Raw genomic sequence first — 17,240 nt, 5'->3', positions numbered from 1 at the left:
GGGATGTTATGCTTGCTACAAAAAAGCCAATAAGCTCTGCGCCCAGTGCTAATCTGCCTTACATCGTTGCGTTAATATGCGTTTTATTGCCTTTTTTATCAGTCCATTTAACCTTTGCAATATCGGTTTATTTTCAAAATTTGAGTCTTTGCATGCCTTATTGGGAGCAATGCCACTCCATCAGTGCAACTGGCCGTCAATACCCCGAATTTTTCTTTTTTAAAGGCCTGCTTATTCCTACTGCGGTGTTCATGGCTGCCTATTGGCTGTTGCTTAACTATTGGCTGAAAAGTATCAGCAACGGGATGATTAAGCCTAGGTCAATTACGATCATGGGACTGTTTGCAGCGTTTGCCTTGATTGTCTATACCGTAACGCTCGGTGCTGAGGGAGAGCCATACGCATTAGCAAGAAGAATAGGTGTCATTTTTTATTTTGCATTCACTGCTTTCGCTCACCTTATTTTGCTGCGCCACCTGGAAAAACTCGATACCGTCTCACTTTGTATATCGCTTTATCAAAAGCGTTTAACATGGATTTGTTTTATTTTAGTGAGCACCGCAATTGTTAGCGCACTACTTGGTTTCTTTTGGGATGAAGGCTGGGATAACTGGGAGAATGCATATGAATGGTGGTTTTCGGTATTCATGGTAGCCATGTTTTATCAGGTTGCTAAAATGTGGCAGGCCACGGGCTTTGATGTATCGTTAAAATTATCAAAAACCGCGCCGTAGCTGAATACTCCATTCCCAAGTATTGACACTTTCACCCTCCCCTAAGGGTTTCGCAATATCGATATGCACCACCCCCGGATTGCTTGCTTTGTTGGAATATAGGCGCGCACCGATTCCCGCGCTTGCCAGAATATCGCCATCTTCGTTCAAATCAGAAAATTCCCCACCATATGCTCTTCCTACATCGGCAAAGGCTGCAAAACCCAGTTCAAATAATTGATAAAAACTATAGCCTGTATAAAAACGGGTTTCTAAGCTTGCAGAGAATCGATTATCACCATGTTGGTACTGAAGCGGATATCCCCTCACGCCATTGTCATCGTCAATGACAATGGGGCGATCACGAAAGGGATTGTCGGATAATGTAGCGGAAAATCGCGCGTACATGCCAAGCAATGGGGATGCACGGTAAAAGTATTCGGCCTGGCCATTTATGCGCATGTAATCCGCAATGTCTGTGTTCAGAATGGCTTGTAGGTCTGCATTGAGCAGTATCAACCCCTCGCCTAAATAAGCGCCTTTTCTCAGGCGCAATTGAGTGTGTGTGCCTAAGCCACCTGCTTCGTCATTAAGCTCAAGGCCTAACTGGGCATAAAACTCCCAGCCCAAATTAATATCTTCCGGTTGCTTGATCAGATAAATATCCTGCATAACCTGAATGTTTCTTTGCACGAATTCGTAGCCAATCCATGGATAAATAAAGTCACGCGACTGAGGAACAAAGGCGAGCTTATCTTCGGCCCGCATTACACCATCCATAAGCGCGGTGTTTTCAAAAAACTCAGCTTGCTCATTTAGCGTATCGGGGCCTGATGAAAACACGAGCCGTTCACGATGAAGGCCTAAACGCAAGCGCTGTGTCTCTTGGTTATTTGAGCTAAGTTGTATACCATATGCAGCGCGCAAATTTAATTCATCAATTAAAAGGCTATTGCGCGTATCACCATTTTGAAAAATATCGTCAATTCGCTCATTATTTTCGGCAAGCGCCAACACGCTGTAGCTGCTGGCTAAATGATAAAATGGTTTATCAAAAGCTAAAAAGTAGGCTTCTCCATCGTCGTTGTCTGCAAGACCCAGCGAAATGTTGGAGTGTCTGACCCATGGAAAGGCAGAGCGCAGCGATAATTGATAACCTGAACGCTGTTCATCTTTACTATAACGCAAGGTGCTGCGGATCCCCAGACCCAGCAAGTTGTCTTCCCTCACGCCTACGATGGTGCTATTTTCTCCGCCGCTTCTGCTGAAAGAAAGCGTTGGGATCAGAGACCAGTTGTCGTATGTCGTCGCCTGTATGTCCACCATCTGTGATGCACAGTCAAACTCAGCTTTAATATCAGCATTTGCGATATATCGCTCACGTCGCAGCAAGGCTTCTGCCTCAACAATATCGGCGGGCGTTATTTTATCCCCTTCATCAAAGGGTAAACGCTCGGCCACAACAAAAGGTTTTGTGATAATGTGCAGCGCATTGGCCCATCTGTGCAAAGCGATTGCGTCGGATGCCTCTTCGTTGAAAATTGGCTGTGGGTTGATAACAATCTTTCCAACGGTAAACCGCGAGTCTTCGCTAAGAGAAGGAGTACATTCATTTACTTTTGCGTTGAATGAACCTTTTGCGTCAGCGTCCAGTTTTGGAGACCCAGAAGCGAAGAAGCAAAGCGCCAATAAAGCAATTACAAAGCCGATATGTGCAGATGAGTATGTGCTTGTCTTCATTACAGGAGTGACAACCCTAAATGACTATCAAATTTATTGCGCCAAACGCTAAGAGTAAGAGAATTTATGAACATATTATGAACTCGTTTTGTTTAAGGCATCGGCGCGCATCAGAGCCTTATCTGGATTCCGACCACCACTCAACACTGCAAAAACTTTTGGAAAATATTTAGCTGTAACGTGCGCCGCATAAAAACTACACACTAATGCAATAGGAAAATTAAGGAAAAATGAGAGCTCTTTTGTAAATAATTTCTCAGTAAGAATTCTGAAATACGAAAGCGGAACGAGATGATACATAAAAACGAAGAACGTCAGCCCCGAGCAATAGACGACCGTTCTATTAAAGGCTAGAGGTTTACACAAGCTGAAGATCGCCACCAATCCAATAATAATAGAAAGCTTGTAAAGCAATAAAGAGCTTAAGGTGTAATTTTCGACATACCAAAGGTCGATAGTTGGGTCGATATATATCCGAATCAAAATTAATGAGCTCCATGCCGTAAGGACAGCTAATTTAGCGTTCTTCTGTAAATTGAGAAGCCACATTACTATTAAACTTTTACGCGCGAGCAAACCACCCAAACTAAAGAAAAAAACCGTTTCGATGTTCATCAAATAATAGTCACCTACAATTGGAAAGACCTGTGCATTTAGCAGCCACAAAGCGCCGAAAGCGCAAACAAGAGCAGAGTGAATGAAAAATTCTCTGTATAACAATATCGGTGAAAGCAAAACGAGAAACATCAAATCTCGGAGGAACCAAAGTTGCGGGGATAGCGGTGAAACGACACTTCTATATAGGATCACATTGAAGTCTATTGGGATAAACTCTTGAGGCTTGAACACATACGTGATGAGGCTGTACGAAACAAAAATGAAGAATGAAGCAATTAGGTAAGGCAACAGCTGCGACTTAATTCGGGTTTTAAGCAATGAAAAATACGTGTTTTTTGTTGAAAGTTTTTCCCAGATAATAAAACCGGATACTAAAGCAAAAATTGGAACGGCTATTCGACTGATGCCGTTTACGAAAAATTCTTGCAGAAGGTAATTGATACCGTAGCCGCTGGAAACATCAATAAAGGCTTTGGAGTTATAATGAATAGCCACGACCATGATGGTTGCAAGCAAATTAATCGCCATAAGCGTTGCGCTTAGCGTCTTATCCACACTACTCCTCCTTTTTATCCGCCACTTATAAGAAACACCGCTTGCATAATTAAAACGGATACACCGTCAACACGATTTACGAGAACTTTTTAGTTTTTAACCACTAAAAAAACTAACTTTAGATGATTTTGGCCGATAAGATCACATAGTTTCAATAATTATTAAACTTGTAAAAATGCTCAATGACAAACAAAGAGTTAAAAATGCTGCGTATTCTTAACAAATACGCTTGCTCTTCATCTGAACAAATCTGCGTACGCCTGCGGTCAAGAATCGGTAATGCTGAATGAATCTTAAGCATGGGGTTAGCATTACTCTGATTGCGAATATTGCAATGGCGTTATCCCAATGGGCTGTCATCGCGTGGCTCAATCGAAGCGGAAATGTAGATGATGTCGGAAGATATGCTTATTCCCTAGCGCTTGCTGGTCTAGCTTTAAGTCTCGGCCATGTGGGACTTAGGCAGTACCTCATGTCCGACCGCATGTCCAAAGCTGACGAGCAATTTGTGTTCCCTACCCGAGTGATTACCTCTTTCCTGGCGTTGTTTATTTTGGCGATCATCTCTACATTTACGATTGATATCGCCCTCATAACTCTGGTGTTAATACTGGGATTAGCTAAGTATTTTGAGAACTTATCAGATATTGCACACGGTTTTGCACTTCGATCATTTAAAAACACAGACTTAGCAATCTCTCGGATAATTCGGTCTATTTTAACCCCCACTTTGTTCATCTTGGCATACACATTGACTGGGAATATTTCAATTGCTGCGTTAGCAATTGTGCTAGCGTGGGTCATCGTATTTTTACTTGTTGATACAAAGCTCATCCCTTCGCTTCCGCGCAAACAAATACCTTCTTCCGGAAATAAAGCGTCCAAACTGGAAACAGACCTCGGGCATTATCTTAAAAATGGCTTTCATATCGTAAAGCAGTCCTATCCGATGGGAATAAGCTCTGTGCTTCTTGTTTTCACGGTCAGTTTTCCTCTTTTTATGCTGGGGGAATATGCAAACGATACGTCTTTAGGTATCTACTCTTCTGTATTTTACTATGTGACTGCTGCCAGCTTACTGCTTCAATCTTTATTGCAGGTTCTGTCACCGCTATTCTTGCGCTATTTTCAGCAGTCCTCATTTCGCAATTTGAAGAAACTTAGCGCAAGGTCATATGCTTTTGCACTGGCATACGGTGTTATCGGCATCATGATCGCTTACTTTTTTGGAGAGTCTGTGACAGTGCTGCTATATGGTAATGCCTTTATTGACACGCATTCGCTTGTTATCGCCGCTGCCACATTAAATATGGCTTTAGCCATTCAGTCGGTTGGCGGAATTATTTTAACCGCTAAAGGCTTATTTGCTTGGCAATTGAAAATCATGAGTTTTTCTGCGCTCTTGTGCATTGCAATAAGCGTTTTATTTATAGGGCATCGTCCGCTGATTGTTGAGCATACAGATATGCAATTTCCATTGACGATTGCTGCGATGCTCGCATGTGCTGTCGTTGCTTTTTTTACAGCAATATGTTTTTCAATCAAGGTTTTCAGAGAGATAGGAAATGGACTCACCACGCGTCATTCACATAGTTAATCGCCTTAATCCAGGGGGCGTAGAAAGGTGGTTAGTGGGTGTCGTGCAAGCGCTCGCTGATTCAGACATCAAAACAGATGTGTTGGTGCACAGCGAAGAGTCGGGCGAGTATGATGCCTTAGTTAAACAATGTGGCTCAAACATTGTAGTATGCAAACATAGCAAAAATCCGTTTGTCTATTCATTGCGATTGTTTAAAGCTTTAAGGAAAGGCAACTACAATGTTGTTCATAGTCATGTACATCATTTTAGTGGCTTGGTCTTATTCATAGCTTGGATGTCAGGCGTAAAAAAGAGAATTGCGCATAGTCACAGCAATCGCTCACAAATTGAACCTCAAACTGGCGTCAGAGCTTGGTATCTAAAAGCAATGAAGTTCTTGATACGCTGGTTTGCAACGAATTATATTGCCGTGAGCCAAGAGGCAAGCTTCTCTTTGTTTGGTTCTGTTGTGTCGAAACCAAGTATCCAGATACTCTATTGCGGTATTGGCCATCTAGATAAAATCGACCGAAAAGCATTCATTCGGGACGATTTCAATTTGACTCACAAAGGAATAGTTGTGGGGCACATCGGTCGCCTGTCCGTGCCAAAAAATCACAGCTTTTTACTCGATATTTTCGGTGCAATTTTACAAAAAACCGATGCGCACCTGGTGCTAATTGGAGATGGCGAGCTTAAATCCGAAATAGTGAAAAAAATTCAGGAATTAAACATTGCAGATAAAGTATTGATGCTAGGCGCCAGAAACGACGCTGTAGATATCATGGCTTCACTTTTCGACGTTATGCCTTTTCCATCTCTATATGAAGGCCTGCCTTTAACGGTTGTTGAAGCACAATCTGCTGGAGTTCCTGTTGTAATGGCCGACAACCTTACCAAGGAGGCGATATTTGATAACACAAAAGTCCGTTATTTGTCCCACTCCGACACAGTAGATATTTGGGCTCAACGCATTATTAAGTCGGCACGGCAGGTGAAATCACCTGATACTAGTTTGTACAAACAAACCGATTTCTACATGCCCAATCATCTACAAAAGCTAAAAGACTTATATAGCACAGATTGAGGCACGCATGCTTCTGGTAAGAGCAGGAACAGTATTCGTTATCAGTTTTAATATCGCCATGTGTGCAGCGGTTATATTCTTTCGTGTCTTGGACGGTGGCGATAATCTACATAATGTTCTCTTAGCCCAAAGCGTCGTTGCGCTCACCCTTGTGCTTACTCATTCTGCAGCATGGTTTCGACAGGGCGGCGGCGACTTGTCCCTCGCATATGTGTTTTTCCTAATGGTGTTTATATTCAATTGCGGCAAGTCACTGTTGTTCGTGTTCTATCCGTTTTCAAGCATATCCTTCTTCACCTTTTTTAACGAAAACGATTATCAGCTAATCGTGCAAGCTTCTGAATATTCTTTGGTGGGGATGCTGGTGCTTTCATCTGCGATGTTGCTGACGCAATATACTAAAGCGCCTCAACAGGTCGCACCTACCAATATCCAGCTTTTTGCTGCGCAATTAACAGGGGGCGTATTTATGCTCGTTTCCGTCCCCGCTGCAATCATAGACCTGCAAGCAATGTTGCTGCTTGTGCTACAAGGTGGTTACTTCGCACTCTACAGCACGGAGCAAACTTATGGTGCTGCGGGTATTGTTAAAGTGCTCTCGTATTTTCTATTTCCTTCACTTTTTATAAGCATTATTGCATTTCGAAAAAACAAAGCTTTGGTATACGCAATAATCATTTTTGCGGTAATTTACACGCTGGTTCGCCTAGCGATGGGTGGAAGGCTTAATGCCTTAATTCCGTTTATTGTTTTAATGAGCCTCTGGGATGTAACGATACGCCGTCTTAATCGTACCTTCATATATGCAACCAGTGCTATCATGATAAGCATAGTCTTTCCCGCGCTTTCGGTGTTTAGAACGGGCGTTGGAGAAGCTACAACCCCACATGAATCAGGTTCCGGACTGTTCAATATCATCAAAGAAATGTCTGACAGCATCGGCCCCTTGGCATGGACAATTCAAAGAGTACCCACCGACTACGACTTTCTCTATGGCCATAGCTTCTATCTGGCCCTCACAACCGCGATGCCCAACTTTTTTTGGGATGTTCACCCAGCAAAAGAAGGCAGCTTGGCAAAATGGCTAGTACATGAGGTAAACCCTTGGATAGCTGAAGCTGGAGGTGGATATGGCTTTTCAATTTTTGCCGAGATGTATTTAAATTTTAATTGGTTTGGCATGCTCGCACTTTTTGTTGTTGGATATTTTACAACGCGATTGGCCATCGTAAAAACCAATCCCATTAATACCGCATTTTGTTTTGCCTGCTTTATAGGATTAATGCTATGGCCTCGAGGCGAGGTGCTCGGCGTGGGGAGGTTTATTCTATGGCACGTGGGAATTCCATGGTTATTTTATCACGCGGCAATATTTGCTTTTGGCCGGTTTAGATAGCTTTGAAACACTTTTTAAGGAGAACGCTGAGTGTTGGTTGATGTCGTTATAGAACAGCGGTTTTATCGTTGCTCTAATCACTTTTATTGGACAGAAAACGCCTTTTCTTACGCATTTTGGACCAGGTACTTATTAGTATTTCAAGCCGTTGCTATTGTGGCTCGTGTCTCGCACGTAGATAAGCCAAACAAAGAGTGGCATAGAGTGGATGGCGACAGAGTGTCTTTTCATGAGCTTCCCATATACATTGGCCCCCTCGGTTTTATTCGAAACATACCAACGATTTATCGAAGACTCTGCCAGCGACGTTCAATACAGCGCGCTGTCGTGCTTAGGGTGCCCGGTATTCTTTCGCTAATGTATCAATTTTTTGCAATGCAACGCGGGCAAGCGTTTGCCGCAGAGATAGTAGGCGATCCTCTAGACACTTTTTCAGCAACGGCAAGCAAGCATCCCTTGCGCCCTTTTATTGCCCATTTTTTCACCCGTTTGTTAAAGAAGCAATGCTTAGAGGCAGATGCCACGAGCTACGTGACCCAATTAAGTCTTCAGGAGCGTTATCCACCTCACCCCAGAAGGTTTTCAACGCACTATTCATCAATCAAGTTGCTGGATGACGACTTTAACTCTGTTGACAGCTACTCACTCCAATCACCTATGAAAATTATATGCATTGGCAATTTATCACAACCTTACAAGGGCTGTGATGCAATGCTTAAGTGCTTGGCACTTATCAACAAAGACTCTCTCAAGGCCAAACTTCAATGGGTGGGCGGGGGCGCATTGCTAAATGAAATGCAAACTTTGGCAAAGAAATTAAATGTATCTGAGGCCGTTGATTTCATGGGCAACGTTGCCGAGAGGGCAGACATTAGTGCGCTTATTGATAGTGCCGATGTGTTTGTGCTGAGTTCAAGACAAGAGGGACTTCCACGCGTGTTAATTGAATCTATGGCGCGATCAAGACTATGCATCGCCACAAATGTGGGTGGGGTAAAAGAGTTATTAGATCCGCGTTTCATTATTGAGCGAGACGATATTGAAGCCTTACGCGAAAAATTACTTGGCATGTATGCGCTTAGCGAGAATGAGCGTCTAGAGATTGCAAATCGCAATTACTTAAAGGCAAAAGAGTATGAGGACACTGCGCTGCAAGACAGACGGAAGCGAATGTATCAAACCATTTATGAGCAAAGCCAATCGTGAAGTTATCGAATAAAAGTAAGTCAAACATTAGAGTATTGCATCTTATCAAAACCTCAATTGGGGCCGGTTGGGCTCTGAGGCAAACGCGAGAGCTTATTGCGCTGGGTATCGAGGTGCATATCGTGTTGCCCGAAGGTCCAATGGTTAAAAAGTACGAGCAAGCGGGTGTGGTCACGCATGTGTTTGATCCCTCATTTTCAGTCACATCTATTTTTAGCAATCGGGCTCGTTCTGCGATGCTTCGCAATCTGGTAGAGCACATTCAACCTGATATAATTCACAGCCATTTTGTAGCGACAACGCTACTCATGCGTTGGTCTTTGCGCAAATTGGATATTCCACGCATCTTCCACGTGCCAGGTCCCTTACACCTTGAGCATCTTATATTTAGACAGCTTGACCTTTTATCTGCAAAGTACTTATCAGCAGCCACTGCCCAAGACTACTGGCTAGCCTCATGTAAATGGACGAAGAATGCCTACCGCAGTTATGGCGTTAATAAAGCGCGCGTTGGCCTTGCATATTACGGCGTGAACGAGGGCGACTTCACAGCACCCGAACCCACGACTCTTTCGCTAAGGAAAGAACTTAATATTGATGATGAAAGCTTTTTAATTGGAATGATTGCATACTTTTATGCACCTAAACCCTATCTTGGCCAACGGCGAGGATTAAAAGGTCATGAAGATCTTATTGATGCCATGGCCATCGTTTGTCGCACCTATCCCAAAACCAAGTGTGTGTTTGTCGGCGGTCCATGGGCTTTTGCTCAGCGCTATTTTGAAAAGGTCAAGGCATACGCTCAAAAGGTGGCGCCAGAGGCATGCGTATTTCTTGGAGTCCGTACTGACGTACCAACAATTTATCCTCAGCTTAACCTTGCGGTGCATCCCTCTCACTCAGAAAATGTAGGTGGCGCAGTGGAGTCTATGTATGCGAAAACGCCTACCCTTGCGAGTAATGTGGGAGGATTTCCTGACCTTATTTGCGATAACGAAACAGGTTTGTTAGCGCCTGCGAAAAATCCAGAGGCACTGGCTGAAAAAATTATATATGCCATCGAGAATCAGGATAAGTTGCGCGATTTTGCGACGAAGGGATTTGTAAAAGTAAAAGAAGTAATGAACGTTGAACATAATGCTAAAGAAGTACTCGACTTCTATCAGCATGTACTATGCGATTATAGGAATAAATCGATATGACTAAACGACTCATAGATCTTTTTATTAGCCTTTTAGCCTTGCTTGTTTTGTCACCCCTGCTTGTTCTGGTCTTGATACTGGTGAAAGTCAACCTGGGCTCTCCTGTGTTCTTCAAGCAAGCGCGGCCCGGCAAAAATGGCGTTATTTTCAATTTGCTTAAATTACGCTCAATGACTGACCACCGGGACGCCAACGGCAAGCTCCTTCCTGATGAGCATAGACTTACCCGCTTTGGACGCTTTTTGCGAAGCACTAGTTTGGATGAATTACCAAGCCTTTTAAACGTTATTAAGGGAGACATGAGTTTGGTTGGCCCCAGACCATTGCTGGTCGAATACTTGCCTTTGTATACACCATTTCAACAAAGAAGACACGAACTGCGACCCGGCATTACGGGCTGGGCACAAGTAAATGGTAGAAATGCCGTTTCCTGGGAAGAAAAGTTTAAGTTAGATGTCTGGTATGTCGATAACCAGTCTATAGCAGTAGATTTTAAGATTTTATTTTTGACGGTATACAAAGTGATAAAACGCGCCGATATAAATGAAGGTGAGACAGGCACGATGACACGGTTTACCGGCACAGATATCACTTATAGCGAAAATAAACAATGAAACGCAGACTTTGCATTGTCGGTGCTGGCGGGCACGGAAAAGTGGCCGCGGTTACCGCTATAGAAATGGGTGGTTATAGCGATATTGTCTTCTTTGACAAGTTGGCAGACGCTAAATCATGCCCAGAGCAACAATGCGTAGAACAATGGCCAATAGTGGGTACGCCGAAGGACTGTATGAAGTATTCGTCAAAGCATACTGATTTCTTTATTGCGATTGGCAGCAATGAAGCACGTCGCGATATGTTCAAGCTTTTACAGTCATATTCACTGCCGATTGCCAGCCTCGTTCATCCTAGCGCTTATGTGAGTGATAGAACTGAGTTGGGACATGGTTGTTTGATTTGCGCGAATGCATCAGTGATTGGGTTTTCAAGTATCGGTCATGGCGGCATTATTAACACAAATGCAAGTGTTGATCATGATTGCCGCCTCGGTGATTTTGTTCATATTGCACCAGGTGCCAATGTCGCGGGTGGGGTAGATATAGGTAACGAATGTTTAATCGGAATAGGATCATCAGTACTCCCGAATCTATCGCTAGGTGCAAGCGCAACAATTGGCGCGGGTGCGACCGTTATCAGTAACGTAGCGCCAAATGCAACAGTAGTTGGAACCCCTGCAAAAACATTAAGGTAATTTATTCTTAGGAAAAGACTATGCTCAACGGACCATTCTCATCTTGGCCATCTTACTGTGATGAAGAAAAAAATGCAGTGATGGCGATTCTTGACTCCAACAAAGTGAACTATTGGACTGGCACGGCCGGCAGAGAGTTTGAAAAGGAATTTGCTCACTTCGCTAATACAAATTATGCCGTTGCCGTAGCAAATGGCAGCGTAGCACTTGATCTTGCTTGGAAGGCACTCGATATGCCCCCTGGCTCAGAAATCATTGTCACTTCCCGTACCTTTTTGGCATCCGTTTCTTCAATTGTTTTAGCTGGTTACGTGCCCGTATTCGCGGATATTTCGCGGGATTCACAAAACGTGACTTACGATACCATTCAGCAATGCATCAGCGAAAAAACGGCATGTATTTTGTGTGTTCACTTGGCAGGCTGGCCGTGTGAAATGGACGATATATTAGAGTTAGCTAAAGCCCATAACTTGTTCGTGGTTGAAGACTGTGCACAAGCTCATGGTGCCAAATATAAAGGTCGCTCAGTGGGCAGCTTTGGGGATATAGGAGCATGGTCATTTTGCCAAGATAAAATAATGTCTACTGCTGGCGAAGGCGGAATGGTTACCACAAATGATAAATCCTTGTGGGAAACAATTTGGTCATATAAAGACCATGGGAAGTCATATTCTGCTGTTTATGAGAAATCGCATCCGCCAGGATTTCGATGGTTGCATGAGTCATTCGGGACAAACTGGCGTATGACTGAAATCCAGTCCGCAGTTGGACGTATTCAACTGCAAAAAATGCCTGACTGGACCACAAAGCGAAGGCATTACGCAACGGCGATACTTGACGTAGCGCGCAAATACTCAGCAATACGGGTTCCCGACGTCCCCAAGTACGTGGTGCACGCATTTTACAAATGCTATGTATTCGTAGAACAAAAACACCTTCGGGATGGCTGGGATCGCGATAAGATAATGGCGAGTATTAACGAGCGTGGCGTACCCTGTTTTTCGGGATCATGTTCAGAAGTCTATTTAGAAAAAGCGTTCGATAACACTCCGTTTCGACCGAAAAAATCGCTACCCATCGCAAAAGAGCTGGGAGAGACCTCACTGATGTTTCTGGTTCACCCCACCCTATCTGAGAAGGAAATAGAAAAAACCTGTCGCGTAATTGAAGAAGTCTTTCAAGAGGCCTGCGTCTGATGAACGTGACAAAAAAGCTATTTTTACTCACCAGTAAAAGCAAGCTGTTTTTAAGCCTTTTGTGGGACTCATGCTCCATAATGCTTGCGTTAATACTCGCTTACATCATTCGTTCGGGTATAGAGGGGATCCATTTCAAACAGGAACAATGGTGGCTAAGTCTTGCGATCACTGGGTTTGTTATTTCTGTTTTGTGGTTAGATGGATACTATCGCCAAATCGTGCGCCACATCGGACATAAAGAAACCTATAAGGTTGCAGCTATTCTGCTTGCAGCAAGTTTGTTTTTGTTCGTTGCAGATTTACTTGGGCTTGCATTTATTCCCAAAAGTGTCCCATTTATCTTTTGGGGGATCGCATTTTTATCACTCACTGTCCCTCGCTTTGTTTTGCAACTAGGGGTTCAGTCGCATAGTTACCGAAACAGAGAAAAGTGCATAATTTTTGGGGCAGCGGAGGCTGGCAGAGCACTTGCGATTGGTCTGTTGGAGGGGCGAGACTTGGTGCCTGTGGCCTTCATAGATGATAAAAGCCGATATCACGGGCAAGAGATTGCGGGTATCCCAGTAAGAAAACGCGAGGATATTGCAGCGATTATAGAACGACACGGTGTCACCAAACTATTATTCGCGGTGAATAATAGCTCCATTGAACGACGCAAAGAACTGCTTAGTGCACTAGAGCCCTATGCAATTGAAATTTTAAGTGTGCCAAACATAGCTGACATAATTTCTGGCAAACACAAGATTGATGAACTGCGCGAGATAAAAATTGAGGAGCTGCTTGGCCGAGAAGCCGTTCCCCCTATTGATGAGCTCCTGAATAAGAATGTGCTCAATAAAAACGTGCTAGTCAGCGGCGCCGGCGGTTCAATAGGAAGTGAGCTTTGTCGACAAATTGCTAAGGGCAAACCAAACAAATTGATCTTGTTTGAAGTGTCAGAGTTCAACCTCTATCAAATCGAAAACGAATTGACACGCAATTTCCCCGACCTCAACATTGTGCCAGTACTTTCGACTATCCTGAATATATACTCAGTGCGCGACACGATTAAACAGCATAAAGTACAAACCATATACCATGCTGCTGCATACAAGCATGTTCCGATGATTGAAGCCAACCCAATTATCGGTATTCGAAATAATGCCTTTGGCACATCAAATGTTGCGCAAGTTGCAGCGGAGTGCGAAGTCGACAAGTTCGTATTGGTCTCCACGGATAAAGCCGTCAGGCCCACTAATATCATGGGAGCGACTAAGCGGCTAGCGGAGTTATACATACAAGGTATCGCTGAGCTTAACCCTAAAACTGAATTTGCGATTGTTCGATTCGGAAACGTACTAGGCTCGTCAGGCTCCGTTGTGCCTTTATTTAAAAGACAAATCGAAGCTGGTGGGCCAATCACGGTGACGCATCCCGAAATAACGCGTTATTTTATGACAATCCCAGAAGCCTCACAGCTAGTGATCCAAGCTGGCGCAATGGGCAAGCGCGGCGAGGTGTTTGTGCTAGACATGGGTGAGCCAGTTAAAATTGTCGATTTAGCGATAAAAATGGCGCACCTTATGGGCAAAAGAGTTATTACCGATGAACAACCTGATGGCGATATTAACATAGCATTCAGTGGCTTGAGACCTGGCGAAAAACTCTATGAAGAACTTTTAATCAGCGATTGCGACACCGAAACGCAGCACCCGAGAATTATTGCCGCTGATGAGAAGAAGATTCCGTTTTCGGAGGTGGTTAGCTTATTGGCGGAGTTAAATATTGAATTGTTAGGAAATAACACAGAGCGCTCCATCGAACTACTACAAGAAGCCCCCCTCGCCTACGCTCCAGCAATGCACAACTGAAAGTTCAAAGAACGTTCAGATTTTTACTGTATGGCCGATATCTATTGTAACGATTAACAATGGTATATGGTCACATGTTGCGCGAGTTTTAAGGTACTTTTCATCTTTCTTGCGCCACACCACCTTTACCATACTTGCTTTGAGTAACTGTGTTGACTTTTATGAGAAATGCACTCATTCACTTTGTTTTTGGACTGATTCTCGGTGTTGCTTCATGTGACGTATCTGCAAACGACGACGAGTTTGCTATCGGAGTTGGTGACGAACTTGCGATTGCGGTATACAACGAGCCTGACCTATCTGTAAACGCAAAGGTCGGAAGCTCTGGCTTGATCAAATTGCCCTTGGTGGGTGATATCAGAGTTATTGGAAAAACCGCGAAAGAAGTAGGCAGCGAACTTGAAGCTATGTTCTACGATGGCTATTTAGTCAATCCAAGTGTATCAGTCGTAGTTGAGTCGATTCGTCCATTCTATATCCGAGGTTGGGTTAACCAACCCGGCGCATACGCATTCAGCTTCGGTATGACGGTGGAGCAAGCGTTTGCCATCGCTGGAGGCTTGTCAGAACGGGCGTCTAAAAATCAGTGGCTAATACTCAGAGAGGGCAAAAGCGAACGGATAAAAGCAAATAAAGACACCTTGGTTATGCCTGGCGATGTCGTCGAAGTTGGGGAAAGCTTCTTTTAAGATGGACGACAAAGATTTCCAACCCTCTCCGTTTTCACTTGCGGACTTAATATCTTTTTTATGGCACAAAAAGTTTCAACTGCTGTTGAGTACTTTATTGATGATATTGCTTGGCAGCTATTTCATTCTGAATATTCCCAAAACATATATCGCTACGGCAACACTTCTCCTTGAAGAGTCAGACAATAAATTCACCTTACAAGCAGACCTACTTTCTCCTGCTCGCAAAGAAGACAAGATGGATACGCACATTGAGTTTCTGCGTTCGCATCAGTTTGCCAAAAAGGTGGTAACGGATTTAGGCTTAGAATACAAGTTAGACTTCTGGATAGATACACCGTCTGCCATCAAGCTATCATCAGATTCAGACACCCTATACGACGATGCACGCGCATACGAAGAAGAACGAATAAAGTATGCTGCAAGCCAGTTTCAACGAAGATTAAGTCTACGCAAAGTTACCGGAACAAGTATGTTACGTGTAAGCTTTGAAAGCTCATCTCCCGAATTGTCTGAAAAAATAGCAAACCGCATTGGCCCAGCATTTTTTGACTTTCACAAAGAGAAAAACAAAGACAAAGCCGACAATGCATCGCTGTGGCTCAACGAGCAATTGGCTGTTATTCAACGCTCCCTGAAAAACGCTGAGGACGAGCTGCAACGCTTTTTAAAGGAAAACGGAATTGTCGACCTCAACAGCCAAATGGAACTGGCAAGAATAGAGATATCTGCAATTAACCGCGAAAAACTAAATAGTGATAAAGCCTTGCTTGCACTCTCGTCGTCATTGCAACAAGTAGAGGCTGCCGATGGCGACCCTGACAAACTGTCTAACGTTGATTGGATATTACAAAATACTTTGGCACGGGAACTCAGACGGCAACGCCTTGCTGAACGACAGGCTTTTGTGGCACTCACCAAAAGATATAAAGAAAAGCATCACGCATACAAAGCTGCGCTGGCCAAGCTAGATCAGATTGAGACAAAATACAACGCCTTACTGTTAGAACTGAGCGCTAACCTTGAAGAGGCGTACCGAGTCGCAAAACAAGAAAATGATGAATTAGCCGCTCAGGCTCAACTGGCGAATGAAGCTCATAGCGCGTTAGGTCAGCATGAGCTAGAACTCGACAAACTAAAGCGGAAATTGGAGTCAACGCAAAAGCTATACGAGGTCTTTCTGTCTCGTCTACAAGAAACTGAACTGATGAAAGATTTGGGCGAACAAGATAATTTCCACGTGGTTGATTTTGCAAGTCGACCAATGAGCCCCGCGAAACCAAGAATTTCACTTTTAATGACGGTTTTAACCGTTTTAGCCGCTTTGTTAAGTTTTTCCGTGCTATTGTTATTGCATCTTATAAGCGACAAAAAGACACGAATGATTGAAAAACTGCGCAGGCTGAAAGTCCCGGTACTCGCGACGGTTCCAAGAGAGCCTCGCCCGCACCATGGCAAGTTGACCAGACGGCTCTATCGACAAAGTCGCAAAGAATATATTTTCTCAGAATCTATTAGGTCACTGCGTTCATCGTTAATGATACGATCCGGAGAGAAAGCGATCAGCACCATTACAATCACCAGAATAGGTGAGTCGAAACAAGCCTCTACTCTGCCAAAGTATCTTGCAGAATCATTTGCCAAACAAGAGCGAACACTACTTACTGACCTAGACTTTCGTCAGCCATGGTTGGCTAAGGCTTACGATATGCCTGATAATCATATGGGGATAGCCAATTTAATTGACAATCAAACAAAGTTTTCAAAATGCATAAAAGTTGTCGAAAAACTCTCATTGATGATCATGCCGACTGGATCGATAAAAGAAGATCCCACTTATTATGTGTCAAAACCACGTTTTGACCGTGTTTTAAATCGTCTGGAAAAAGCCTTTGACCGACTTATTCTCTGCGCACCTTCTATCACTCAATTTTTAGATGCGCTTGTAATTGCAAAAAATACGCATGGATTAGTATTAGAATGCGATATTGAAAAAACAGAAATCGCCGATATGGTGGACGCTATCAGGCAAATAAAAGATGCCGATATTCCTCTTCTGGGTGTAGTCCTGACGAAGGTTAGAGGGTTGAGGTAAATCGCATGGTGAAAATGTAAATGCTATCTTAAGGTATATTTATCTAATAATTAACCAGT

General features: G+C 43.6%; 14 protein-coding genes. 12 read left to right on the top strand and 2 right to left on the bottom strand.

Annotated elements, in window-relative coordinates; translation table 11 throughout:
* Positions 1 to 8: 8 nt before the first annotated feature.
* Positions 9 to 734: a hypothetical protein gene (locus PN836_RS19660; protein WP_395341664.1), complete on the top strand. Its 726-nt coding sequence runs from the start codon at positions 9 to 11 to the stop codon at positions 732 to 734.
* On the opposite strand, the gene PN836_RS19655 is transcribed toward PN836_RS19660, so the two are convergent.
* Complete coding sequence (locus PN836_RS19655; RefSeq protein WP_395341662.1) at positions 717 to 2,453, bottom strand: outer membrane protein assembly factor; 1,737 nt, start codon at positions 2,451 to 2,453, stop codon at positions 717 to 719. The two genes, PN836_RS19660 and PN836_RS19655, sit on opposite strands and share 18 nt — an antisense overlap.
* Before the next feature lie 75 nt (positions 2,454 to 2,528).
* A complete protein-coding gene (locus PN836_RS19650; RefSeq protein ID WP_395341659.1) occupies positions 2,529 to 3,599 on the bottom strand; it encodes an acyltransferase family protein in 1,071 nt (356 codons plus the stop codon).
* A gap of 313 nt (positions 3,600 to 3,912) precedes the next feature.
* On the opposite strand from PN836_RS19650, the gene PN836_RS19645 reads away from it, so the two are divergent.
* From PN836_RS19645 to PN836_RS19595, 11 genes are all read left to right on the top strand, one after another.
* Entirely contained in the window at positions 3,913 to 5,223 is a 1,311-nt protein-coding gene (locus tag PN836_RS19645; protein ID WP_395341657.1) for a hypothetical protein, read from the top strand.
* Positions 5,192 to 6,292, top strand: coding sequence for a glycosyltransferase (locus PN836_RS19640; RefSeq protein WP_395341655.1), 1,101 nt, complete (start codon positions 5,192 to 5,194; stop codon positions 6,290 to 6,292). Before PN836_RS19645 ends, PN836_RS19640 begins: the two co-directional genes overlap by 32 nt.
* Before the next feature lie 7 nt (positions 6,293 to 6,299).
* Positions 6,300 to 7,688: an O-antigen polysaccharide polymerase Wzy gene (wzy, locus tag PN836_RS19635; protein WP_395341653.1), complete on the top strand. Its 1,389-nt coding sequence runs from the start codon at positions 6,300 to 6,302 to the stop codon at positions 7,686 to 7,688.
* A gap of 30 nt (positions 7,689 to 7,718) precedes the next feature.
* Positions 7,719 to 8,894: a glycosyltransferase gene (locus PN836_RS19630; protein ID WP_395341651.1), complete on the top strand. Its 1,176-nt coding sequence runs from the start codon at positions 7,719 to 7,721 to the stop codon at positions 8,892 to 8,894.
* A complete protein-coding gene (locus PN836_RS19625) occupies positions 8,891 to 10,096 on the top strand; it encodes a glycosyltransferase family 4 protein (protein WP_395341649.1) in 1,206 nt (401 codons plus the stop codon). Before PN836_RS19630 ends, PN836_RS19625 begins: the two co-directional genes overlap by 4 nt.
* A complete protein-coding gene (locus PN836_RS19620; protein WP_395341647.1) occupies positions 10,093 to 10,710 on the top strand; it encodes a sugar transferase in 618 nt (205 codons plus the stop codon). Before PN836_RS19625 ends, PN836_RS19620 begins: the two co-directional genes overlap by 4 nt.
* Positions 10,707 to 11,348: an acetyltransferase gene (locus PN836_RS19615; protein ID WP_395341644.1), complete on the top strand. Its 642-nt coding sequence runs from the start codon at positions 10,707 to 10,709 to the stop codon at positions 11,346 to 11,348. The genes PN836_RS19620 and PN836_RS19615 overlap by 4 nt, the downstream gene beginning before the upstream one ends.
* 20 nt (positions 11,349 to 11,368) lie before the next feature.
* Positions 11,369 to 12,544: a DegT/DnrJ/EryC1/StrS family aminotransferase gene (locus tag PN836_RS19610; RefSeq protein ID WP_395341642.1), complete on the top strand. Its 1,176-nt coding sequence runs from the start codon at positions 11,369 to 11,371 to the stop codon at positions 12,542 to 12,544.
* Complete coding sequence (locus tag PN836_RS19605) at positions 12,544 to 14,397, top strand: polysaccharide biosynthesis protein (RefSeq protein ID WP_395341639.1); 1,854 nt, start codon at positions 12,544 to 12,546, stop codon at positions 14,395 to 14,397. Before PN836_RS19610 ends, PN836_RS19605 begins: the two co-directional genes overlap by 1 nt.
* A gap of 161 nt (positions 14,398 to 14,558) precedes the next feature.
* Positions 14,559 to 15,086 carry a polysaccharide biosynthesis/export family protein gene (locus PN836_RS19600; RefSeq protein WP_395341637.1) on the top strand — a complete coding sequence of 176 codons (528 nt, stop codon included), beginning with the start codon at positions 14,559 to 14,561 and terminating at the stop codon, positions 15,084 to 15,086.
* A 1-nt stretch (position 15,087) separates the two neighbouring features.
* A complete protein-coding gene (locus tag PN836_RS19595; protein WP_395341634.1) occupies positions 15,088 to 17,181 on the top strand; it encodes a polysaccharide biosynthesis tyrosine autokinase in 2,094 nt (697 codons plus the stop codon).
* Positions 17,182 to 17,240: the final 59 nt, after the last annotated feature.

Origin of the sequence: Ningiella algicola, from assembly GCF_028401415.2 — a bacterium.
GTDB lineage: Bacteria > Pseudomonadota > Gammaproteobacteria > Enterobacterales > Alteromonadaceae > Glaciecola.
The sequence above is the reverse complement of the archived record's forward strand: the minus strand, read 5'-3'. Positions and strand labels throughout refer to the sequence as shown.

Coding starts and splice junctions, on each gene's coding strand:
- PN836_RS19620 (WP_395341647.1), top strand. CDS start 10,093: ATGACTAAACGACTCATAGATCTTTTTATTAGCCTTTTAGCCTTGCTT.
- PN836_RS19595 (WP_395341634.1), top strand. CDS start 15,088: ATGGACGACAAAGATTTCCAACCCTCTCCGTTTTCACTTGCGGACTTA.
- PN836_RS19660 (WP_395341664.1), top strand. CDS start 9: ATGCTTGCTACAAAAAAGCCAATAAGCTCTGCGCCCAGTGCTAATCTG.
- PN836_RS19600 (WP_395341637.1), top strand. CDS start 14,559: ATGAGAAATGCACTCATTCACTTTGTTTTTGGACTGATTCTCGGTGTT.
- PN836_RS19615 (WP_395341644.1), top strand. CDS start 10,707: ATGAAACGCAGACTTTGCATTGTCGGTGCTGGCGGGCACGGAAAAGTG.
- PN836_RS19655 (WP_395341662.1), bottom strand. CDS start 2,453: ATGAAGACAAGCACATACTCATCTGCACATATCGGCTTTGTAATTGCT.
- PN836_RS19610 (WP_395341642.1), top strand. CDS start 11,369: ATGCTCAACGGACCATTCTCATCTTGGCCATCTTACTGTGATGAAGAA.
- PN836_RS19640 (WP_395341655.1), top strand. CDS start 5,192: ATGGACTCACCACGCGTCATTCACATAGTTAATCGCCTTAATCCAGGG.
- wzy (WP_395341653.1), top strand. CDS start 6,300: ATGCTTCTGGTAAGAGCAGGAACAGTATTCGTTATCAGTTTTAATATC.
- PN836_RS19605 (WP_395341639.1), top strand. CDS start 12,544: ATGAACGTGACAAAAAAGCTATTTTTACTCACCAGTAAAAGCAAGCTG.
- PN836_RS19650 (WP_395341659.1), bottom strand. CDS start 3,599: ATGGCGATTAATTTGCTTGCAACCATCATGGTCGTGGCTATTCATTAT.
- PN836_RS19645 (WP_395341657.1), top strand. CDS start 3,913: ATGAATCTTAAGCATGGGGTTAGCATTACTCTGATTGCGAATATTGCA.